Genomic DNA, 20,174 nt, shown 5'->3' with positions numbered 1-20,174 from the left:
CTCAGGACCACCAACGTTCCAGCACCCGGGCCACCCCGTCCTCACTGTTGGTCACCGTCACCTCGTCGGCCGCATCGACCGCGTCGGGATGGGCATTGCCCATCGCCACCCCGCGCTGGGCCCAGCGCAGCATCGGTATGTCGTTGGGCATGTCGCCGAAGGTCACGATGTCGGCGGCGGTGAGCCCCAGCGGAGCGGCCAGCTCTTCGATGCCGGTGGCCTTGCTGATGCCCAGCGGCACCACCTCGATCAGGCCGTTGTTGGTCGAGTACGTGATATCGCCCTGCAGCCCAACATGTTTGAGGAGTTCAGCGGCCATGTCCGCGCTGCGCGCACCGGCCTTGCGGATCAGCAGCTTGACCGCCGGGGCGCTGAGCAGATCCTCGACCGACACCTCGGTGTTGTCCGGGTTGAGCCAGGCATGCTCGTAACCCGGCGAGCTGACGAACTGCGGGGTCGCAGCATCATGCGCGGACGAGCCCACCCGCTCCACCGCCAGCCCCGCGCCGGGAATCACCCGCGTGGCGATCTCGGCGAGCTCGCCGAGCACGTCAGCCGACAACGTGTGGGCCGAGACGATCCGGTCGGTCGACGGGTCGTAGATCACCGCGCCGTTGGCGCACACCGCCATCGGCGCCAGCCCGAGCCCGTCGACCACAGGGGCGATCCACCGCGGCGGGCGACCGGTGGCCAGCACGAACCTCGCCCCCGCCTCGACCGCGGCCTGCACCGCGGCCCTGGTCCGCGGCGTGACCTTCTCGTCCTCGTCGAGCAGCGTTCCGTCCACGTCGGTGGCGATCAACCCCGGCGCCCTCTCGACGCTCACCTGCTGCTCTTCGCTTCACGCTCGGCACGCTTGCGCGCGCGTTCGGCCAACTCCGCCTCGTCGAGCCGCTTGGCCTCGGCCGGCGTCGGCGCCGTCCCACCCAGCCGGCGCGGCACCCAGTGCGCACCGGCCGGCGCGGGGTAGTCCCGCTGGATCTGGGTCAGCAGCGAGGACATACCGGCCCGCAATGCCTCATCGAGCCGGGCAACGGTACCCGTGGGCGCAATCGGTGCGCCGACCTGAACAGTGACAGGAATCTTCTTCCGCCCCAATGCTTTCGGATGGTCCTTGGTCCAGATGCGGTGCACACCCCAGACGATCAGCGGGATGATCGGGACGTCGGCTTCCAACGCCATCCGGGCCGCACCGGTCTTGAAGTCCTTGAGTTCGAAGCTCCGGCTGATCGTCGCCTCCGGATACACCCCGACCAGCTCACCCCGGCGCAACGCCTCCACCGCCGCGGCGTAGGCCCCCGCGCCGGCCGTGCGGTCCACCGGGATCGTGCCGGTGTGCTTGATCAAGTGGTGGACCACCTTCACCTCGTCCATCTCCGCCTTGATCATGAACCGCATCCGTCGGCCACGCTCGGTGGCCGCCAGCCCGGCCGGCAGGAAATCCACGTAGCTCGTGTGGTTGATGGCCACGACGGCACCGCCCGTAGCGGGCAGGTTGTGCAACCCACCGAAGGTGATCCGGGTTCCGGTGGCCCGGACCGCCAGCCTGGCGGCGATCTCCAAACTTCGGAAAACCGGTTCCATACGCGTGTTACCCCGAGGCCCCGGTGGGTTCGGAAGGCCCAGCGGGGCCGGCCTCAGCTCGCTTGGCCGCCTTGGCGGCCGCCTCCTCGGCATCCATCCGGTTGGCCTCGGCCAGCGTCGGCGCCGAACCACCCAGGCGGTGCGGCACCCAGAACTCGCCGGGCGGATACGGGCCGTAGGCATCCTGAACCTCGGTCAGCAGATGCTGCATGCGGGAATGCAGCAGCGCGGTGAGCTCGCCCGCGGGCAGGGTCGGCTGGATCGGCTCGCCCACCGCGATCGAGATCGGCACCTTGGGCCGGTACAGCTTCTTCGGATGACCCTTGGTCCAGATGCGCTGCGCGCCCCACACGATGTGCGGCACGATCGGCACCCCGGCCTCGATCGCCATCCGGGCCGCGCCGGACTTGAAATCCTTGATCTCGAAGCTGCGGCTGATGGTGGCTTCCGGGTACACCCCGACCAGTTCACCGGCCTTGAGGTAGTCGACCGCCGCCTCGAACGAGGCCGCACCACTGTCCCGGTCCACCTCGATGTGGCGCAGGCTGCGCATGATCGGCCCGGTGACCTTGTTGTCGAAGACTTCCTTCTTTGCCATGAACCGCACCTTGCGGCCCCGCTTCTGCAGGTAGGCAGGCAAGCCGGCGAAGGTGAAGTCGAAGTAGCTGGTGTGGTTGATGGCCACCACCGCCCCGCCGGTGACCGGGAGGTTCTCCACCCCGGTCACGGTGAACTTCAGCCCCTGCAGCCGCCAGGCCAGCCGAGCTAGTTGTATGACAGTGCCGTAGACCGGTTCCACGTAGCCAGCCTAATCCCAGCCCGTATCGGCGCGTCACCCAACTCGGGCTAGGCTGGGCGGGCATCGAAGTACTCCATCGAAAGGCCGTTTGTGCAGGTCACCAGCGTCGGGCATGCCGGCTTCCTGATCGAGACCAAGGCGGGAAGCATTTTGTGCGACCCCTGGGTCAACCCCGCCTACTTCGCCTCCTGGTTCCCGTTCCCCGACAACAGCGCACTGGACTGGGACACCCTCGGTGACGTCGACTACCTCTACATCTCACACCTGCACAAGGACCACTTCGACCCGGAAAACCTGCGCCGCCACGTCAACAAGGACGCGATGGTGTTGCTGCCCGACTTCCCGGTACCCGACCTGCAACGCGAACTGCAGGCACTGGGCTTTCACCGATTCTTCGAGACCACCGACTCGGTCAAACACACCGTGCGCGGCCCCAAGGGCGACCTCGACGTGATGATCATCGCGCTGCGCGCCCCCGCCGACGGCCCGATCGGCGACTCAGGCCTGGTGGTCGACGACGGCCAGACCGTCGCGTTCAACATGAACGACGCCCGCCCGGTCGACCTGGAGATGTTGCACGCCGACTTCGGCCAGATCGACGTACACATGCTGCAGTACTCCGGGGCCATCTGGTACCCGATGGTCTACGACATGCCGGCCCGGGCCAAAGAGGCCTTCGGCATCCAGAAACGCCAGCGCCAGATGGACCGGTGCCGCCAGTACATCGCCCAAGTCGGCGCCACCTGGGTGATCCCCTCGGCCGGCCCGCCCTGCTTCCTCGACCCCGAACTGCGCGACCTCAACGACGACCACGGCGACCCGGCCAACATCTTCCCCGACCAGGTCGTCTTCCTCGACCAGATGCGCCGCCACGGCCACGACGGCGGCCTGCTGATGATCCCCGGCAGCACCGCCGATTTCACCGGCTCACACCTGAATTCGCTGACCCACCCGGTCACCGACCCCGAGACCATCTTCACCACCGGCAAAGCCGCCTACATCCAGGACTACGCCCAGCGGATGGCCCCGGTACTGGCCGCCGAGAAAGCCTCGTGGGCGCCGGCCGCCGGAGAACCCCTGCTGCCCGGACTACGGGCACTGTTCGAGCCGATCATGACCCAGACCGACCAGATCTGCGACGGCATCGGCTACCCGGTCGAACTGCGCCTGTCCGGCCCCGACCACACCGAGACCGTGGTCCTGGACTTCCCCAAACGCCTGGTCCGCGAACCCATCGCCGACGAGAAGTTCCGCTACGGCTTCGCGATCCCACCCGAACTGGTGCGCACCGTACTGCGCGATGGCGAACCCGACTGGGTCAACACCATCTTCCTGTCCACCCGGTTCACCGCCTGGCGCGTGGGCGGCTACAACGAGTACCTGTACACCTTCTTCAAATGCCTCACCGACGAACGCATCGCCTACGCCGACGGCTGGTTCGCCGAAGCCCACGACGACTCCTCATCGATCACACTCGACGGCTGGGAAATCCAGCGCCGCTGCCCACACCTCAAAGCCGACCTGTCCAAATTCGGTGTAGTGGAAGGCAACACGCTCACCTGCAATCTGCACGGCTGGCAGTGGAACCTGGAGAACGGCAAATGCCTCACCACCAAGGGCCACGAGTTGCGGTGCAGCAAGTTATGAGTGCGCCGCGCCAGTACTACGACGACGGCCTGATCCAGCTGGATCGCGAGGCGATCACGTTGCGGCGCTACCACTTCCCGTCGGGAACCTCGAAGGTGATCCCGTTGCGGGACATCCGCTCGTACCGGGCCGAGTCACTCGGGCTGGTACTCAACCGGTTTCGCATCTGGGGCAGTTCAGACCTGCGCCGCTGGCTGCCACTGGACGTGTGGCGGCCGATCAAGTCGACCCTGATCACCTTGAAGGTCAGTGGGACTCGGCCCGACCCCGCCTTCACGCCGCAGCGCCCCACCGAGTTCGTCGCGCTGCTCGACGAACTGCTCGGCGGCTAACGCGCAGAGACCACCTGCCGCAGTTCGGAAGCCGCACTGGAGGCACTGTCGTAGACCCGGACGATGGCCTCGTCCCCGGGCTTGAGGAAGGTGGACTCACCCAGCGGCGTGTAGCGGGTGGCGCCGATGCCGATCAGCACGTTCTCGGGATGCCCGCTGGCCACCATCAAGGCGCCGACATCCTCCAAAGGCGTATCGGCCGAGCCCTTCTGGTTGGCCAGCCGCTCGACGATCCAGTCCAGCAGCACCTCGCCGTAGTACGAGTAACCCACCAGCGGTGAATCAACCCCGTAGGCGTGCTGCTCGCCGTCGTTCTGGCTCAGGTAGCAGACCAGCCGCATCGTCGCCGTCGGGCCGTCCGGGGTCAGATCGCTGATCTCGAAGAATTGCGGCGCAACACCTTTGGAGGCCGGACCCCAGTTCTTCTTGTGGCTGATCTTCGGCGCGCCCGGCCGTCGGATCGAGCAGTCGTTGAAGGCGCCCAGAGCGAACGGCTCCAGTCGGGCCACGGTGTCGCCGTTCCACACCACGTGGCAGGCCACCCCGACCTCGGGCTCGATCTGCAGGTTCAGCGGCCCCTCGACTTCGCCGGGCTCGGGCAACAAGATGGAATCGGTGGACAGAGGGAACTCACCCAGGAAGTCGTCGCGGCCGGGCGCATACCACGGGAAGATGCCCTTGGGCGCATACCCTTCGGTGACCACCTTGACGAAATCCCCGGCTTCACCGGCCTGTTCGAGGTGGCCGGCGAAGTTGCCGGCCACACCGAAGCCGAACCAGTTACGTGCCTCGCCGAGGTCGATGTCGATCATGGCTGCAACCCTACTGTGGCCGCCACAAGCCGGATACAAGTCGCACTTAAGTCGGCGCCATCAGGCTGTGCTCCGAGACATCCGATCCGCCAACCGGGATCGGCACAACCTGAGGAGCACCGTCGTGCCAACCACCGTCACCGCCGAACCCCGTCAAACCGGCGATCCCGCGCCCGACCTGCTGGGTATCACCCTGGCGCACCGCGCGATGCTGGCCGATCTGCTTCGCCTGGCCGACCTGGCCGTGGCCGTACGCGACCGTGACGTGATCTGCACACCCGGCCGCGCCCGGGCGATCTCCCGGTACGTGGAGTGGCTGTGCGATTCCATCCACCATCACCACACCACCGAGGACACCGTGTTGTGGCCGGTGATCCAGGCCAGCGTGGGCACACACGTCGACCTGAGCGAGTTGACCGACGACCATGCTGCCCTCGATCCGAGGTTGGATCAGCTGCGGGCCAGGGCCGCGGCGTTCCGGCTGTCGATGGGCGACCGCCGGATCGCCGGCGTGATGGCTCTCGAGCTGGCCGAACTCTCGGCATTGCTGACCGAGCACATCAACGATGAGGAACTCGAGGTGTTTCCGCTGATCACCGAACACGTGTCGGTGGCGGACTGGGAGTCGGTGGAGCGTGCCGCCCGCGACGGCAGCCGGATGTCGTTCGACGGCCCCCGCTCCCTGGCGGCGATGACCGACGAGGAGCGATCGACACTGGCTCAGCACACCGGGATCGGGCTGCGCGTGCTGCTCTCGGTGCTGCGGCTGGTACACCGGCGGCGGGAACGGGCGGTGTTCGGCGTGAGCCGATAATCCGGCACCGCCGGCGTCAGTCGATGAAGGCCAGGGCCTCGGCGGCCAGCCGGTCGCGCAGCGTCGCGGCGGCCTCGCGGTAGCCGCGTGCCGCATCCGGGCGACCCAGCGCCTCGGCCGCGGCGGCGAGCGCCTCGTCGACCGGGCCCACCATCAGCCCGTCGACCCCGAGCCCGGCGATCCGGCCGGAATAGGCCTCGAGGTCGGCCGCCCTGACGCGGGCCTCGTCGAGGTCGCCGAGTGCCACTGCCGCATTGACGCGCAACACGGTGAACGGCAGCCAGAAATACGCCCGCTCGATCGGTTGACGGGCCTGCCACAACTCCCGCGCCTGCTCCTCCCGGCCGCGGGCGATCAGCGCCAGCACCGTGGCGTCGAGCGCCGCGACCGACACCTCGCGGTAGAAGAACACCAACTCGTCGGCCAGCAGACCCAGGTCCCCGAGGCAGAACTCACCCGTCACCCGTCCGACCATCGCCAGTTTGGCGCCGTTGGCGGCCCCGTTCTCCACCATGCGGGCGGCCAGATCGGTATAGGCGCTCACCGCGTCGTCCAGCCGCCCCGCCAGCAGGTGCATCCGGGCCCGGAAGAGGCCCAGCACACCGAGAAGGTGCACGAGCTGCCCGGTGCCGGCGCGGGCCACCGCGATGTCCACGTGGCGTTTCGCCGTCGCCAGGTCGCTGCGATGGCCGGCCGCCAGTGACAGCAGCCAGTGCGCCACCGCTTGATAATCGGCCTGCTCGGTGGCCTCCGCGGTCCGCAGCAGCTCGGCGGCGGTCGAATCCCGTTCGGCGTCGAGGTCGGGCCCCAACGCGCAGTAGGCCCGGACGTTGAGCGCGGTGCACAGCAGCCGTCCCGATGCCGCCGGGTCCTCGGCGTAGGCCTGCCGAGCCAGCTCGAGCAGTTCTGTGCTGGCGGCCAGCGCCCCGTCCGGATCGGTGCCCTCCAGTTCCACGTACAACGCCTTGAGCAGCCGGATCCGTTCGGCCACCGTCAGTTCGGTGGGCTGTCCACTTCCGCCGCCGGCCAGCACCCGGCGCAGCAGCCCGATCATCTGCGTGTCGGATTCGTCGTATTCGCGGTCCCGCCAGACCAGCGGGGTGTCCCACGCGGTGAGCACCCGGACTGTCAGGTCGTCACGCGACTGTCCGGTCAACAGTTGCAGCGCGGCCTTCATCTCGATACGCGCCGCGACCGCGTCTCCGGACTGCGCCAGCGCGGAGATCAGCCCGCACCGCGCCTCGATCTCGCGCTCCAGGGCCTCGTCGATGGGCGCCAACCGGCGGCCGGCCGCCAACTCCAGCATCTGCACGGCGGCCCGCCACTGCCGGGCGGCTTCGGCGTGCGCGCCCACCGAATCCGCCTCGCGCGCCGCGTCGGTGGCGAAACCCGCGGCAGCCAGGGAAGTTTCGGCTGTCGCGGCGGCGACGGCGTGGTGCGCCAGGGCAGCCGGATCGACCGAGCGGCCCGGCGCCCGCAGCAGTTCCAGCGCCGCGGCGTGTAACCGGGACCGGCGCAGCTTCGAGGTGTCCTCATAGAGGGTGTCGCGGACCAGGGCGTGGGCGAACCGCAACCGCCCGGGCTCAGGCTCGTCGAGCAGGCCCAGCAGGACGGCCGGTTCCAGCGCGTCGAGCAGGTCGTCGGGGTCGCTGCGGCCGAGTTCTGCAAGCAGGTCGACGTCGATGTCACGTCCCAGCACCGCGGCCTGGCGCAGTGCCGTCACGGTCGGCCCCGGCAGCCGGGCCAGCCTGCGCCGCAACACATCTCGCACCCCGACGGGCACCGATGCCCACACCGCGTCCGCTCCTTCGGCGGCCATCAGCCGGGCCAGCTCCCGGATGAACAGCGGGTTGCCTCCGGTCCGCTCGCGCAGCAGCCGCAGCGCTTCCCCACTGGCGGCACCGAGGCCGCAGTCCGCGGCCAGCGCGGCAGTGGCCGCGGCATCCAGCCCACCGAGGTTCAAATGTGCCGCGGTGTGCACCGTCAGCGCCGCCCGGGCCACCTCCAGCTCGCCACGGTCCTCCGAAGGCCGGTAGGTGGCGATGACCAGCACCCGTAGGTCCTTGATCCGATCGGCCACCAGCCGCAGCAATTCCAGCGTCAGCCCGTCGGTCCGGTGCAGGTCGTCGAGCACCACGGCCAGCGGCTGCTGCGCGGCGACCGCGCTGAGCACGTCGGCCACCGCATGCCCCAGCCAGAACGTGCCGGGCTCGACGGCGGCGCCGTCGTGCAACAGCGGAGCCAGCGCCGCCCGGTCGTCCGCCGGGGCACCGGGTTCCATGAGTTCTCGCAGCACCTCGGTCCAGGCCCATCCGGCCGGTGCGCCGTGCACCTCCGGGCAACGGCCGTGCACCGTCCGCCAGCCTGCCGTGCGCAACCGGCTCGTCGCGGCGGCCGCCAGAGTGGTCTTGCCCGACCCCGCTTCGCCGGCGATCCAGAGCACCGCGCTCCCGCCGGCAGCGACAGCGCTTGCCGCGGAATCGATCTCGGCGAGTTCCTCGGCCCGGCCGTAAGCGGCGGCCTCGGTGCGATCCGGCGTCGCCACCTCCGGTACCGGCGGCTGCGGAAGCGGCCGGGCCGGCTCCAGATGGTCGGCCTGACACAGGATGTCGCGTTCGAGGTCGCGCAGCGCGCGGCCCGGTTCCAGCCCCAGCTCGTCGACCAGGTGGTCCCGGGTGCGCCGCAACACCTCCAGGGCGTCGGTCTGCCGCCCGGTCCGGTACAGCGCAGTGGCCAACACGGCGGCCGCGCCCTCCCGGCCGGGGTGCTCGCGGACATGTCGTTCCAGCCCGGCGACGACAGTGCCGTACCGGCCGAGTTCCACCTGGGTTCCGGCCTGGGCTTCCACCGCGGCCAGCCGGAGTTCGGTCAGCCGGGCCACCTCGGGTGCCGCCCACAACGCATCGCCCGCACCGGCGAACGGGTCTCCCGTCCAGCCGGCCAGCGCCCGCTCGAGCCGGCGCACCCGCTGCTGTGGATCCGTTTCTTCGTACGCCGCAGTGACTCTGGCCTCGAACTGCCAGGCGTCGACGGCGTCGACCGGCAGTCGCAGGCAATAGCCGGGCGCGGCACTGACCAGGATGCGGGCCGGCGCCCGCCGCTGCCGGCCCGGCTCCAGCCCGCGCCGCAGATGCGACACATAGACCTGCAGCGCCGACAACGCCTTGGGTGGCGGCTCGCCCTCCCAGAGATCATCGATGAGCCGGTCGACCGACACGGTGTGGCCGTGCGCGACCACCAACCGCGCCAACAGTGCCCGCTGCAGCCGGGCACCGAGATCCACCGGGTCGTCACCGACCCAGGCCTGTACCGGGCCGAGCACCTTCACCCGAACCGGGCTGTCCCCCGACATGTCCCCCGACATGGCCGCGGTGCGGTGCTTACCGGGGTTCCAGCACCGGGGTGCCGACGAACGGCACCAGTGCGTCAGGGATTCGCACGCTGCCGTCGGGTTGCTGGTGGTTCTCCAGGATCGCCACCAGCCAGCGGGTGGTACCGAGCGTGCCGTTGAGCGTCGCGGCGATCTGCGGCTTGCCGTTCTCGTCGCGGTAGCGCGTGGCCAACCGCCTGGCCTGGAACGTCGTGCAGTTCGAGGTCGAGGTGAGCTCGCGGTAGGTCTGCTGGGTGGGCACCCACGCTTCGCAGTCGTACTTGCGTGCCGCCGAGGATCCGAGATCGCCTGCGGCGACGTCGATCACGCGGTAGGGCACTTCGATCGCCGCCAGCATCTGGCGCTGCCAGCCCAACAGTTTCCGGTGCTCGGCCTCGGCGTCTTCGGGCTTGCAGTAGACGAAGCCCTCGACCTTGTCGAACTGATGCACGCGGATGATGCCGCGGGTGTCCTTGCCGTAGCTGCCCGCCTCGCGCCGGAAGCACGACGACCAGCCGGCGTAGCGCTTGGGCCCCGCGGACAGGTCGAGGATCTCGCCCGAGTGGTAGCCCGCCAACGGCACTTCCGAGGTGCCGACCAGGTACAGGTCGTCGGCCTCGAGCCGGTAGATCTCGTCGGCGTGGGCGCCCAGGAAACCGGTGCCCGCCATGACTTCCGGGCGCACCAGCACCGGCGGGATCATCAGCGTGAACCCGTTCTGCACCGCCACCTGGGTGGCCAGTTGCAGCAGGCCCAGTTGCAGCAGCGCGCCGTGGCCGGTGAGGAAGTAGAACCGCGAACCCGACACCTTGGCGCCGCGTTCCATGTCGATCAGCCCGAGCGTCTCACCAAGTTCGAGATGATCTTTCGGGTTCTCGATCGCGCGCGGTTCACCGACCGTGTCGAGCACCACGAAGTCGTCCTCGCCGCCGGCCGGTACTCCGTCGATGATCACGTTGCCGATCGCCATGTGGGCTGCGGTGAAGGCGCTCTCGGCCTCGGCCTGGGCAGTCTCGGCGGCCTTGACCTGTTCGGCCAGGTCCTTGGCCTGTTGCAGCAGGGCCGGACGCTCCTCAGGTGTCGCCTTGCCCACCAGCTTGCTGGCGGCCTTCTGCTCGGCGCGCAGGTTGTCGGCCGCCGAGATCGCGGCGCGGCGCGCCGCATCGGCCTGCAACAGCGCGTCGACGCGCGCCGGGTCTTCTCCGCGAGCCCGTTGCGATGCACGGACGGCGTCGGGATTGTCGCGCAGCAGCTTGAGGTCGATCACGGGCGCAACCCTACTTTTTGAAGTGCGTCGACGTACATCTGAGGTGGCGGTTGTCGATGGCCGCCGGGCACAACCTCGCAACATTACAACCGCATCAGTTGTCACAGGTGCTGACACGCCTGTCACAATGGAGCGCAATGTTGGAACCATCCGAGCACCCTGAGCACCCCGACGGTGGGGTCCTGCTCGCCGATCCTCTGCCGGACGAACAACCCGCACGGGAACGGTGGTGGCAGAGTCTGGCGGCCGCGTCGACACGACGCGCGCTGCTGTTGACCGCACTCGGCGCCCTGCTCATCGCGGGGCTGATCACCGCGTTGCCCCGCAGCGAGGGGTCGAATTCCGGAGGCACGATCGCGCTGGGCCCGCGCGGCAACGACACCTTCAATCACGTCAAACGCGGCGATTGCCTGAACTGGCCCGGCCGCAACCCTGACGCCGCGCACATCGTGGACTGCAAGGACAACCATCGCTTCGAGGTGGCCCAATCGGTGGACATGCGGACGTTCCCGGGCAGCGAATACGCCGCCGGTTCGCCGCCGCCGTCGGTGGACCGGATCAAGCAGATCAGCCAGGAGCAGTGCACCCCGTCGGTGCGCAGTTACCTCGGGCCGAAATACGACCCGAACGGCAAGTACACGATCGGCCTGCTGTGGTCCGGCGAGAAGGCCTGGAAGCAGTCCGGTGAGCGACGCATGTTGTGCGGCCTGCAGTTGCTCGGCCCTGGCGACAGCCAGTTGGAGTCCGCGGGCAAGGTGTCCGAAGTCGATCAATCGAAGGTTTGGGCCGCTGGCACCTGCCTGGGCATCGACGCCGCCACCAATCAGCCCACCGATGTCCCGGTCGATTGCGCGGCGCCGCACGCCATGGAGGTCACCGGCGCGGTCAACCTCGGCGAGAAGTTCCCCGGCGGGCTGCCGTCGGAGGGCGATCAGGACAACTTCATCAAGAACACCTGTACTGCGCAGACCGATGCCTACCTGGCCCCGGTTCAGCTGCGCACCACCACGTTGGCCTTGAGCTACAGCACGATCTCGCTGCCCAGCTGGTCGGCCGGTAGCCGCCAGGTGTCGTGCAGCATCGGCGCGACGCTGGGTAACGGCGGCTGGTCGACACTGGTCAACAGCGCCAAGGGGCCGCTGATGATCAACGGGCAGCCCCCGGTGGCACCGCCCGACATCCCGGAGGAGCGGCTCAACATGGAGCCCATCCCGATGCCGGATGTCGATGAACCGTCGTCGTCTTCGAGTTCGAGTTCGTCCTCCGGGTCGTCGTCGGACTCCTCGGGGTCGAGTTCGTCGGGCTCGTCGTCGGGGTCCTCCGGTTCGTCGAGTTCGTCGGGATCCTCCGGCTCGTCGAGTTCGTCAGGCTCGTCGTCGAGCGGCCAGCACATGCCGCAGGCCGCGACCACTGCGGCGCCGGCGCCCCCGCAGTCCAACACCTTCAACCCGCCGCCGCCCGAGCAGGCCCCGGCGCCGGCTCCGGCCCCCGAGCAGGCCCCGGCACCGGTCCCGGACGGTGGTGCGCCGCCCGCCGGGCCGCCGCCGGGCGAGCCGGTGCCCGTACCACCGGGGCCGTAACTCGTGCCGGTGCGGATGAGCTCGCAGCGGTTCGAAGAGTTGGTATCCGACGCCCTCGACCTGATCCCGCCGCAATTGGCTGCCGCGATCGACAACGTTGTGGTCCTGGTCGAGGATCGCGATCCCGACGAGCCCGAGATCCTCGGCCTGTACCGGGGAGTCGCGCTGACCGAGCGGGATTCCTGGTACGCCGGGTCGTTGCCGGACACCATCACCATCTACCGCGAGGCCCTGCTGGATTTCTGTGACAGCGAGGCGGCCGTGGTCGACGAGGTGGCGATCACCGTGATCCACGAGATCGCGCATCATTTCGGGATCGATGACGAGCGGCTCCACGAATTGGGTTGGGGCTAGGAGCCCGAAAGTCCCGCGCGGCAACCACGTTTTGTCGGCCCGCAGTGCTATCAACGGGCTATGACGATCCAGTGCCGGGAGTGCGCAGCCGGGCTGGAGCATTGCCACGGCACCGTGATCCTCCACGTCCAGTACCGCGCGGAATGCACCGATGACGGCTGCACCACCCCAGAAGCAGCGCATACCTTCAGCATCGACTGTGCGGCGGTCGGCTGTACGTGCGCGGACGAGAGCGCGCCCTCGATCCGGCGGTTCGCCTAACCCATCGGATCGGTTTCGGACGTCACCGCGTCCGCGACCTGGGTGGCACCGGGCTCCGGGTAGAACGGCGGGGTCACCGACGCCCACTGCACACAGCTCCACCGTCCGTCGGTGATCGGTGCCAGCACAATCGATTCGGTGTTGGCCAGGTGGTGATCGAGGGCGAAGGTGCCGTCGACACCGGCCAGCACGGCGGCCACCAACCGGATCGCCGCGCCGTGGCTCACCAGCACGATGTCGCTCTTGAAGTCATGGTCGTCGAGATAACGCAGCCGCAGCTCGGTGAGCACGGGCACGTATCGGGCGAGGACAGCCTCGGCGCTCTCACCGCCCGGCATCGGCACGTCCAGTTCACCCCGATGCCAGCGCGCGTAGATCCGGTTGAACTCGGCGACGGCGTCGTCGTCACTGCGGTCTTCGAGCTCACCGACCTGGACTTCGTGAACCCCGTCGAATTCGAATGGCACCAGGCCGGTTTCGGCGCCGATGCCGGCAGCTGTCTGCGCGGCCCGCCGCGCCACCGAGTGGGCCAGGATCGAGGGACGCTGGCCGAGCGTTCCGGCGAACCGCCGGGCCTGTTCGTGACCGAGGTCGGTCAGCTCGGCGCCGGGCGGGAGGGTGTCCAAGCGCCGAGCGACGTTGCCGTGGGACTGGCCGTGCCGGACGAGTATCAACCGTCCGCTCATGAGGCGCCCGTCCCGTCACGCAAACCCGTCAACCACCGTGTGGCCTCGTCCAGACGCGGCGGGGGCGCACCCGCGCTCGCTCCGGTCGGCCAAGAACCCAGATATCGCACATCGGTACAACGTCGGTGGAGCGCTTTGAGTGCCTCGGCCACCGAATCGTCGTCGATGTGTCCGACGCAGTCGAGGAAGAACATGTAGGTGCCCAGCTCCGTTCGGGTGGGCCGGGATTCGATCCGGGTGAGGTCGATGTCGCGGATGGAGAACTCCGTCATCGCGGTGACCAGCGCGCCCGGGACGTTGTCCAGCCGCAGCACCACCGAGGTGCGGTCGGCGCCGGTGGCCGGAGGCGGCACGCCGGGCGGGCCGACGAGGACGAAGCGGGTGCGGGCGTTGGCCTCGTCGACGACGTCGGCTGCCAGGATGTGCATCCCGTAGCGCTCGGCGGCCAACCGGGTGCTGACCCCGGCGTCGGCGCGGCCTTCGGCGACTTCGTGGGCGGCCGCGGCGTTGGAGGTGGCCGGCACGACCTCGGCGTCGGGGAGGTTGGCGGCCAGCCATTGGCGCACCTGAGCCAGCGCGACCGGGAAGGCGGCCACGGTCCGCACCGGCCCGCTGTGCCCGGGCCGGGTCACGATGGCGAATGCCACGTCGAGGATCAGCTCGGCATAGATCTGCAGCGGCTTCCCGACGGCCAGGCTGTCCAGGGTGGGCAGCACCGATCCCTCGATGGAATTCTCGATCGGCACGCAGGCGTAGTCGGCGCGACCGTCCCGCACCGCGGCCAGTGCGCCCGGCGTGCTGTCGGTGCGCACCGGCGTGAATCGGTCTTCGCCGGTACCGGCCGCCGGCGGCAGGCCGGGCACCATCTCGCGGGCCACCATCTGCAATAACGCCACTTCGGTGAAGGTTCCCTCAGGTCCGAGGTAGGCGATGCGCGGCACAGCCCAACCCTATCGGTTCGAGCTGCGCGGGAGCGGTCGATGAGCTCGGCGCCGGTGTTTCACCGAAGGCCTTGCCCGCGCCGCCCGCCGCAGTTAAGTTAGGCTTACCTCACCTAGTTACCTCACCCACGAAGGCGGCGAGATGGCCATTGCGACACCGACGACAGCTGAGCGGATCCGCAGCGCATGCGCACGAGGCGGCGGTGCGATGGTCGCGGTCGAGGGCATCGAGCCGGTCGCCTCACCCGTGCATCACCTGCTCGACGACGGGTCCTTCGCGGTCACCGTCCCCGAGACCAGCCCGCTGGCCGGCATGGCGATGTCCGCCGGCTCGGCCGGGGTCCAAGCCGTGCTGGAAATGACCGACTACGCCCCGCTGCCGCTACGTGAGCCGGTGCGTTCCCTGGTGTGGATCCGTGGGCGCCTTCAGCATGTGCCGTCCGCCGAGGTCGCCGCCCTGCTGGATCTGGTCGCGACCGAGAACCCGAACCCGGCTCTGCTGCAGGTGAATTCCGCAGCCGCCGCGAACGGCGAACACGATGACGACAACTACACGCTGATGCGCCTGGAGATCGAGTCGGTGGTGGTGGCCGATTCCACGGGCGCCGAGGCGGTCGGCCTGGGCGCGCTGCTGCAGGCCCGCCCCGATCCGTTCTGCGCGATGGAATCCGGCTGGCTGCAGCACATGGAGTCATCCCACCGCGACGTGGTGGAGCGCCTGGCCACCCGACTGCCGGTGACACTGCGCCAGGGCCGGGTCCGGCCCCTCGGCCTGGACCGCTACGGCGTGCAATTACGGGTGGAGAACGAACACGGCGACCACGACGTGCGGCTGCCGTTCCCCAAGCCGGTCGACGACGTCACCGGGCTGAGCCAGGCCATCCGCGTGCTGATGGGTTGCCCGTTCCTCAACGGCCTGCGGGCACGCCGGATCTGAACCGCAGGATCCGCTCCTGCGCCGCGGCGCCGCTACCGTAGCTCCGGTGACCGCGCCCCAAGAACACCTCGAGCCGCAGCGGCGCACGCTCAAGATCGAGATCGCCGTCGTGCTGGCGGTGACCTTCGGGCTCAGCGCGTATACCGCGGGCCTGCGGCTCGTCGAAGCGGTACTGCTGGGCCTGTCCGGGCAGACCGTCGCACTCAATCCCAAGCGCTCGCCGTTCGACCTGATCGACCTCGGCCTGCACCTGGCCGTGGTGCTGCAGCTGCTGGCCTGGGGTGCGCTGGCCCTATACCTGTTGTGGCGCAGCGGTTTCGGGCCGTCGGCGATCGGGCTGTCTCGCCCGCAATGGCGTGCCGACGGGCTGGGCGGGCTGAGCCTGGCTCTGCTCATCGGCCTGCCCGGCCTGGGCTTCTACGTGCTGGCCCGCGTGCTGGGCCTGAGCGCCGACGTCGAGCCCGCCGAGCTGTACGACACGTGGTGGCGCATCCCGATGCTGCTCGGCGTGGCGTTCGCCAACGGCTGGGCCGAGGAGATCATCGTCGTGGGGTTCCTGCTGACCCGGCTGCGCCAGCTCGACGTGAGCCCGGCGAAAGCGCTGCTGATCTCCAGCCTGTTGCGCGGCGCGTACCACCTCTATCAGGGCTACAGCGCCGGGCTCGGGAATGTGGTGATGGGTCTGGTGTTCGGGTACGCCTGGCAGCGCACCGGGCGGTTGTGGCCGCTGATCATCGCCCACACCTTGATCGATGCGGTGGCGTTCGTGGGCTACGCCCTGGTTGCAGAACATCTCAGCTGGCTGCGCTGACGCCGTCGGCACGTACATTTCTGCTGTGGACGGTTTCACCCCTGGGCGGTATCCCGACCCGCATTCGCGGCGTCCGGGACCGCGCCGCCGTGACGCCGAACCGTCCCAGGTGATCCGTCGGGACCCGAACTACCGCCCGGCCTGGCCACCGAATCCGCCCACGCCCACGCCGCCGCGCACCCCGCCGCCTCCGCCTCCCCCTCGAAGGCAACCTCCGCCGCCTCCGCCCCGGCGTCCCCCGCCTCCGCCTCCGCCCACGCCTCCGCGGCAGCGTCAGCGGCCCGCAGCGCCCCGACCGGCCGCGGCCCCCGCCCCGGCGCGCAAACCCCGACGGCGCCGGCACTGGGGTCGTCTGGTGCTGGCGGTGTTGCTCATCGGTGTGCTGGCGCTGGTCGGCGGCGGGCTGTGGATCGACTCGTCACTGCACCGCATTCCGGCGCTTGCCGACTATCCGGAACGGCCCGCCGCGGCCAACGGCACCACCTGGCTCCTGGTGGGCTCCGACAGTCGGCAGAACCTCAGCCCCGAGCAGCAGGCCGACCTCGCCACGGGCGGTGACATCGGCAACGGCCGCACCGACACCATCCTGTTGGTGCACATCCCCGGGATCGGCTCAGGGACGCCGGCCACGATGGTCTCGATTCCCCGGGACTCCTACCTGCCGATTCCCGGCTACGGCGAGGACAAGGTGAATGCGGCGTTCTCCCTGGGCGGGGCGCCGCTGCTGGCACAGACCGTCGAGCAGGCCACCGGCCTGCACCTCGACCACTACGCCGAGATCGGGTTCGACGGCTTCGCCGGGCTCGTCGACGCCGTCGGCGGGGTGAGGATGTGCCCGGCCGAGCCGATCAGCGATCCCCTGGCCGGCATCGAGCTACCGGCCGGCTGCCAGGAACTCGACGGCCGCAGCGCGCTCGGCTATGTCCGTACCCGTGCCACTCCGCGCGCCGACCTGGATCGCATGATCCACCAGCGGGAGTTCATGTCCGCCCTGCTGCATCGCGCCACCAGCCCGGAGGTGCTGTTGAACCCGTTGCGGTGGCAGCCGATGGCCCGAGCCGCCACCAATTCGGTGGCTGTCGACGAGAACGCCCACGTCTGGGACCTGGGCCGGCTGGCCTGGGCGATGCACGGTGACGACATGGTGACCACCACGGTGCCGATCGGAGAGTTCACCGGTAGCGACTCGGGCGCGGTCGTGGTCTGGGACAGCGACGCGGCCGGGCGCCTGTTCACCGCGCTGGCCAACGACGCGGCGGTCCCCGAGGACGTCATCGAAAAGCCCCAACCTTAAGCGAGGCAACGCTAATTTCGACGACAGCAAATTCTCGACAGCAAATGTAATGCCCGCCACACCAGTGGACTGCAACTAAGGTAAAGCTGACCTCAATGAGGTCAACCTTCGATGACAATGCGTGCTGACCTGCTCTATTCTGGCGATCATGACAACGACCAGTGAACTCGACACGAAATTCCACGCGCTTATCTCTGACCAGATTCGTAGCGAGTTCACCGCGTCGCAGCAATACATCGCAATTGCGGTCTATTTCGACGGTGCCGACCTTCCGCAGCTCGCCAAGCACTTCTATGCGCAGGCGGTCGAGGAGCGCAACCACGCCATGATGCTGGTCCAGTACCTGCTCGACCGCGATATCGACGTCGAGATCCCCGGTGTCGATGCGGTCTGCAACCGCTTCGACGCTCCGCGTGACGCGCTCGCACTGGCCTTGAGCCAGGAGCGCACCGTCACCGAGCAGATCAGCCGGCTCGCGAGCGTGGCCCGCGAGGAAGGCGACTACCTCGGCGAGCAGTTCATGCAGTGGTTCCTCAAGGAGCAGATCGAAGAGGTCTCGTCGATGGCGACGCTGGTGCGCATCGCCGACCGCGCCGGTTCCAACCTGTTCCACATCGAGGACTTCGTGGCCCGTGAACTCGCCGGCGGCACTGCCGCGGACCCGAGCGCCCCGAAGGCCGCGGGCGGCAACCTCTAGCTTTTCGCTCCGTCAGTCCCGGCCCGCACCGGTCAGGCCGTTCTGCAGCCAGCTCTTGGTGCGGCCGGGATGATTGGTGGCCACCCACCCCACGCCGATGTCCCGGCAGAACTGGACGTCCTCGTAATGGTCGACGGTCCAGCAATACAGGGCCCGCCCCTGGGCGGCGGCCCGGTCGACCAGTTCCGGGTGCTCACGCAGCGTCGCGATCGACGGGCCCACCGCCGTGGCGCCGACGGTGGTCGCGGCGCTGCCACCCAGGTATCGCGAGGTCTCCCCGAGGAGCACGGTCGGCAGCATCGGTGCGGCCCGACGGATCCGCCACACGGCCGCCGCCGAGAAGCTCATCACCACGGCGCGGGACAGATCGGCCGAGGCCGGCGCCGCGATGCCGTAGCGGTGCAACAGCGCCAGGACCTTGTTCTCCACCAGCGCGCCGTAGCGCACGGGATGTTTGGTCTCGATGAACAACTTGACCGGCCGGTTCCAGTCCAGCACCAACGAGACGAGCTCATCGAGGGTCAGTAGCCCGTCGGATCGCCCGCCGGCATGCCAGGATCCGTAGTCCAGCCGGCGCAGCTCGGCCAGTGTCATCTCACTGACCAGCCCGGTGCCGCTGGAGGTGCGGTCCACCCGGCGGTCGTGCACACAGACCAGATGCCCGTCGCGGGTCAACCGCACATCGCATTCCACGCCGTCGGCGCCCTCACGCAAGGCCAGGTCGTAGGCGGCCAGCGTGTGTTCGGGCTTGTCGGCGGACGCTCCCCGATGGGCCACCACAAACGGGTGCCCGGGTTCCGGGCTCGCCTGCCCAGCGGCTCCGCCGTCGCCCGTTTCCATACCGCCTATGCTGCCGGGTTCTGCCCTTGGGGCTCAACCGGAACGGCGGATTCAGGTGCATCCTCACGATTCTGCGAGGGGTCGACGGCCTCGGCCTCGGCTTTGGGTGAGTCTTGCTCAACCACCACCCAGCGCCGGACGCTGCGCTGCGCCGTCGTACCGCTGCTGCCTTCGAACCCGGCGAACACCTTTGCCGTCAGCAGGAAAGCGGCCATCGCCAGCAGGTAGCCGACGATCGTGGTCACCGTGTTGTCGGCGATGTTCTGCGGGGTGTTGTTGAAGAAGGTGACGTACGCGGTGCTCACCACCGACCACGTCGCGACGACTGCGGTCAACACCCACACGATCCACCACACCACGATGGTTCGCCTCAGGTGGGAGAGGCGGCCTTCGAGGGCGGCCAGCTCCCACACGAACACCGGCGCCATCACGAGGTTGACGCCGGGAAGCAGACAGCAGACCCACAGGGTCGTGGTGCTGCGCGGGTCGGCCTCGCCGTGGGCGGCATATCCGGCGGCGCGTCGCGCGATCAGCCAGCGGACGAGTACCACGACTGTCATGACCACACCGGCAAGCGCCAGGACACTGGCGAGCAAGCCGATCACCACGCCGCCGATCGCGATCAACGGGTGCAGCAGCACACTGCGGTTGATCAGCAGCAGCGCGTACCGAACCAGGTGGGCGAAGGCCGCGATGCCCAGCAGCACCATCGCGGCGACGAGCATGAGCCGGACGGCTCCGACGCTCGAATCGTCGGTGGTTGTCTGCGATTGGTCGTCGACATCGAACTGTTGGTGCAGCCCCCAGCTCGGAATCGTGCGGTAATGCGGGGTGGGACCGAGCGGCCGACGCTGGCGCCGCTGATATGGCGGGGCTCCGGGGCGCAGAGCGACCCAGCGGTAGCCGGGCGCGAGTTGGGGCGGACGTTGCGCCGTTGCCGACGGCGCCTGCCCGGCAGACGTGGGCGGCGCGGCGGGCGGTGGTCCCCACTGGCTGTGCGGGGACGACACCGCGGGGGCCAACAGCGAGCCCCCGCACCGGGGACACCACGACCGCTGCCGGTCACGCACGTTCCAGCGCGTCCCGCACTGCGAACACACCTGGATCATCCGACCAGCCTAGCCACGATCTCCCGACAATTCCGGCTC

At 69.0% G+C, this 20,174-nt stretch carries 20 protein-coding genes; 10 read left to right on the top strand and 10 right to left on the bottom strand.

Annotation, left to right across the window (positions count from 1 at the left end):
* Position 1 precedes the first annotated feature (1 nt).
* Genes K6L26_RS02845 through K6L26_RS02835 form a run of 3 tightly spaced genes read right to left on the bottom strand, consistent with a single transcriptional unit; the run spans position 2 to position 2,383 of the window.
* On the bottom strand, positions 2 to 826 hold the full coding sequence (locus K6L26_RS02845) for a Cof-type HAD-IIB family hydrolase (RefSeq protein ID WP_064900184.1): 825 nt from the start codon (positions 824 to 826) through the stop codon (positions 2 to 4).
* Complete coding sequence (locus tag K6L26_RS02840) at positions 823 to 1,584, bottom strand: lysophospholipid acyltransferase family protein (protein WP_064900189.1); 762 nt, start codon at positions 1,582 to 1,584, stop codon at positions 823 to 825. Before K6L26_RS02840 ends, K6L26_RS02845 begins: the two co-directional genes overlap by 4 nt.
* 7 nt (positions 1,585 to 1,591) lie before the next feature.
* Positions 1,592 to 2,383: a lysophospholipid acyltransferase family protein gene (locus tag K6L26_RS02835; RefSeq protein WP_019347629.1), complete on the bottom strand. Its 792-nt coding sequence runs from the start codon at positions 2,381 to 2,383 to the stop codon at positions 1,592 to 1,594.
* A gap of 90 nt (positions 2,384 to 2,473) precedes the next feature.
* Between K6L26_RS02835 and K6L26_RS02830 the strand changes: the two genes are divergently transcribed.
* Together K6L26_RS02830 and K6L26_RS02825 are read left to right on the top strand one after the other, a co-directional pair.
* Complete coding sequence (locus tag K6L26_RS02830; protein ID WP_221852587.1) at positions 2,474 to 4,030, top strand: Rieske 2Fe-2S domain-containing protein; 1,557 nt, start codon at positions 2,474 to 2,476, stop codon at positions 4,028 to 4,030.
* Entirely contained in the window at positions 4,027 to 4,362 is a 336-nt protein-coding gene (locus K6L26_RS02825) for a hypothetical protein (protein ID WP_019348502.1), read from the top strand. Before K6L26_RS02830 ends, K6L26_RS02825 begins: the two co-directional genes overlap by 4 nt.
* Here K6L26_RS02825 and K6L26_RS02820 read toward each other — a convergent pair.
* Positions 4,359 to 5,174, bottom strand: coding sequence for a DUF5718 family protein (locus K6L26_RS02820; protein ID WP_064894017.1), 816 nt, complete (start codon positions 5,172 to 5,174; stop codon positions 4,359 to 4,361). The genes K6L26_RS02825 and K6L26_RS02820 overlap by 4 nt on opposite strands.
* A gap of 124 nt (positions 5,175 to 5,298) precedes the next feature.
* On the opposite strand from K6L26_RS02820, the gene K6L26_RS02815 reads away from it, so the two are divergent.
* Positions 5,299 to 5,988 (top strand): hemerythrin domain-containing protein, encoded by a 690-nt coding sequence (locus K6L26_RS02815; protein WP_036392638.1) that lies wholly within the window; start codon positions 5,299 to 5,301, stop codon positions 5,986 to 5,988.
* Between the two features lie 16 nt (positions 5,989 to 6,004).
* Here K6L26_RS02815 and K6L26_RS02810 read toward each other — a convergent pair whose 3' ends face one another.
* Together K6L26_RS02810 and serS are read right to left on the bottom strand one after the other, a co-directional pair.
* Complete coding sequence (locus K6L26_RS02810) at positions 6,005 to 9,340, bottom strand: ATP-binding protein (RefSeq protein WP_064894016.1); 3,336 nt, start codon at positions 9,338 to 9,340, stop codon at positions 6,005 to 6,007.
* 28 nt (positions 9,341 to 9,368) lie between these two features.
* Complete coding sequence (gene serS / locus K6L26_RS02805; RefSeq protein WP_064894015.1) at positions 9,369 to 10,625, bottom strand: serine--tRNA ligase; 1,257 nt, start codon at positions 10,623 to 10,625, stop codon at positions 9,369 to 9,371.
* Positions 10,626 to 10,762: 137 nt separating this feature from the next.
* Between serS and K6L26_RS02800 the strand changes: the two genes are divergently transcribed.
* From K6L26_RS02800 to K6L26_RS02790, 3 genes are read left to right on the top strand one after another with little or no spacing between them, the layout of a single operon-like run.
* Positions 10,763 to 12,205, top strand: a complete 1,443-nt coding sequence (locus tag K6L26_RS02800; protein WP_064894018.1) for a septum formation family protein — start codon at positions 10,763 to 10,765, stop codon at positions 12,203 to 12,205.
* Positions 12,206 to 12,208: 3 nt separating this feature from the next.
* Positions 12,209 to 12,559 carry a metallopeptidase family protein gene (locus K6L26_RS02795; RefSeq protein WP_036390997.1) on the top strand — a complete coding sequence of 117 codons (351 nt, stop codon included), beginning with the start codon at positions 12,209 to 12,211 and terminating at the stop codon, positions 12,557 to 12,559.
* A 60-nt stretch (positions 12,560 to 12,619) separates the two neighbouring features.
* Entirely contained in the window at positions 12,620 to 12,820 is a 201-nt protein-coding gene (locus tag K6L26_RS02790; RefSeq protein WP_019343612.1) for a hypothetical protein, read from the top strand.
* Here K6L26_RS02790 and K6L26_RS02785 read toward each other — a convergent pair.
* On the bottom strand, positions 12,817 to 13,506 hold the full coding sequence (locus K6L26_RS02785) for a histidine phosphatase family protein (RefSeq protein ID WP_064894014.1): 690 nt from the start codon (positions 13,504 to 13,506) through the stop codon (positions 12,817 to 12,819). The genes K6L26_RS02790 and K6L26_RS02785 overlap by 4 nt on opposite strands.
* Positions 13,503 to 14,447 carry a prephenate dehydratase gene (gene pheA, locus K6L26_RS02780; protein ID WP_019343610.1) on the bottom strand — a complete coding sequence of 315 codons (945 nt, stop codon included), beginning with the start codon at positions 14,445 to 14,447 and terminating at the stop codon, positions 13,503 to 13,505. Before pheA ends, K6L26_RS02785 begins: the two co-directional genes overlap by 4 nt.
* A gap of 142 nt (positions 14,448 to 14,589) precedes the next feature.
* Between pheA and K6L26_RS02775 the strand changes: the two genes are divergently transcribed.
* From K6L26_RS02775 to K6L26_RS02760, 4 genes are all read left to right on the top strand, one after another.
* Positions 14,590 to 15,384, top strand: a complete 795-nt coding sequence (locus K6L26_RS02775) for a DUF2470 domain-containing protein (RefSeq protein WP_036390992.1) — start codon at positions 14,590 to 14,592, stop codon at positions 15,382 to 15,384.
* 46 nt (positions 15,385 to 15,430) lie between these two features.
* Entirely contained in the window at positions 15,431 to 16,195 is a 765-nt protein-coding gene (locus K6L26_RS02770; RefSeq protein ID WP_019343608.1) for a CPBP family intramembrane glutamic endopeptidase, read from the top strand.
* A gap of 25 nt (positions 16,196 to 16,220) precedes the next feature.
* A complete protein-coding gene (locus K6L26_RS02765) occupies positions 16,221 to 17,489 on the top strand; it encodes an LCP family protein (protein ID WP_372516600.1) in 1,269 nt (422 codons plus the stop codon).
* Between the two features lie 148 nt (positions 17,490 to 17,637).
* On the top strand, positions 17,638 to 18,186 hold the full coding sequence (locus K6L26_RS02760; protein ID WP_036392634.1) for a ferritin: 549 nt from the start codon (positions 17,638 to 17,640) through the stop codon (positions 18,184 to 18,186).
* Between the two features lie 12 nt (positions 18,187 to 18,198).
* On the opposite strand, the gene K6L26_RS02755 is transcribed toward K6L26_RS02760, so the two are convergent.
* Both K6L26_RS02755 and K6L26_RS02750 read right to left on the bottom strand, forming a co-directional pair.
* The gene (locus K6L26_RS02755) at positions 18,199 to 19,026 is read right to left on the bottom strand and encodes a glycerophosphodiester phosphodiesterase (RefSeq protein WP_019345344.1); all 828 of its coding nucleotides are present in this window, start codon (positions 19,024 to 19,026) and stop codon (positions 18,199 to 18,201) included.
* Positions 19,027 to 19,031: 5 nt separating this feature from the next.
* Positions 19,032 to 20,135: a DUF4328 domain-containing protein gene (locus K6L26_RS02750; protein WP_064894182.1), complete on the bottom strand. Its 1,104-nt coding sequence runs from the start codon at positions 20,133 to 20,135 to the stop codon at positions 19,032 to 19,034.
* Positions 20,136 to 20,174: the final 39 nt, after the last annotated feature.

The sequence above is a fragment of the Mycobacterium farcinogenes genome (assembly GCF_019739075.1).
GTDB classification, from domain to species: domain Bacteria; phylum Actinomycetota; class Actinomycetes; order Mycobacteriales; family Mycobacteriaceae; genus Mycobacterium; species Mycobacterium senegalense.
Note: the sequence above shows the minus strand (reverse complement) of the source record. Positions and strands in the feature narration are given on the sequence as shown.

Bases quoted from the DNA above. Each gene is read 5' to 3' on its own strand.
- K6L26_RS02825 (WP_019348502.1), top strand. From the start codon at position 4,027: ATGAGTGCGCCGCGCCAGTACTACGACGACGGCCTGATCCAGCTGGAT.
- K6L26_RS02775 (WP_036390992.1), top strand. From the start codon at position 14,590: ATGGCCATTGCGACACCGACGACAGCTGAGCGGATCCGCAGCGCATGC.
- K6L26_RS02785 (WP_064894014.1), bottom strand. From the start codon at position 13,506: ATGAGCGGACGGTTGATACTCGTCCGGCACGGCCAGTCCCACGGCAAC.
- K6L26_RS02760 (WP_036392634.1), top strand. From the start codon at position 17,638: ATGACAACGACCAGTGAACTCGACACGAAATTCCACGCGCTTATCTCT.
- K6L26_RS02755 (WP_019345344.1), bottom strand. From the start codon at position 19,026: ATGGAAACGGGCGACGGCGGAGCCGCTGGGCAGGCGAGCCCGGAACCC.
- K6L26_RS02820 (WP_064894017.1), bottom strand. From the start codon at position 5,174: ATGATCGACATCGACCTCGGCGAGGCACGTAACTGGTTCGGCTTCGGT.
- K6L26_RS02810 (WP_064894016.1), bottom strand. From the start codon at position 9,340: ATGTCGGGGGACAGCCCGGTTCGGGTGAAGGTGCTCGGCCCGGTACAG.
- K6L26_RS02800 (WP_064894018.1), top strand. From the start codon at position 10,763: ATGTTGGAACCATCCGAGCACCCTGAGCACCCCGACGGTGGGGTCCTG.
- K6L26_RS02840 (WP_064900189.1), bottom strand. From the start codon at position 1,584: ATGGAACCGGTTTTCCGAAGTTTGGAGATCGCCGCCAGGCTGGCGGTC.
- K6L26_RS02750 (WP_064894182.1), bottom strand. From the start codon at position 20,135: ATGATCCAGGTGTGTTCGCAGTGCGGGACGCGCTGGAACGTGCGTGAC.
- K6L26_RS02790 (WP_019343612.1), top strand. From the start codon at position 12,620: ATGACGATCCAGTGCCGGGAGTGCGCAGCCGGGCTGGAGCATTGCCAC.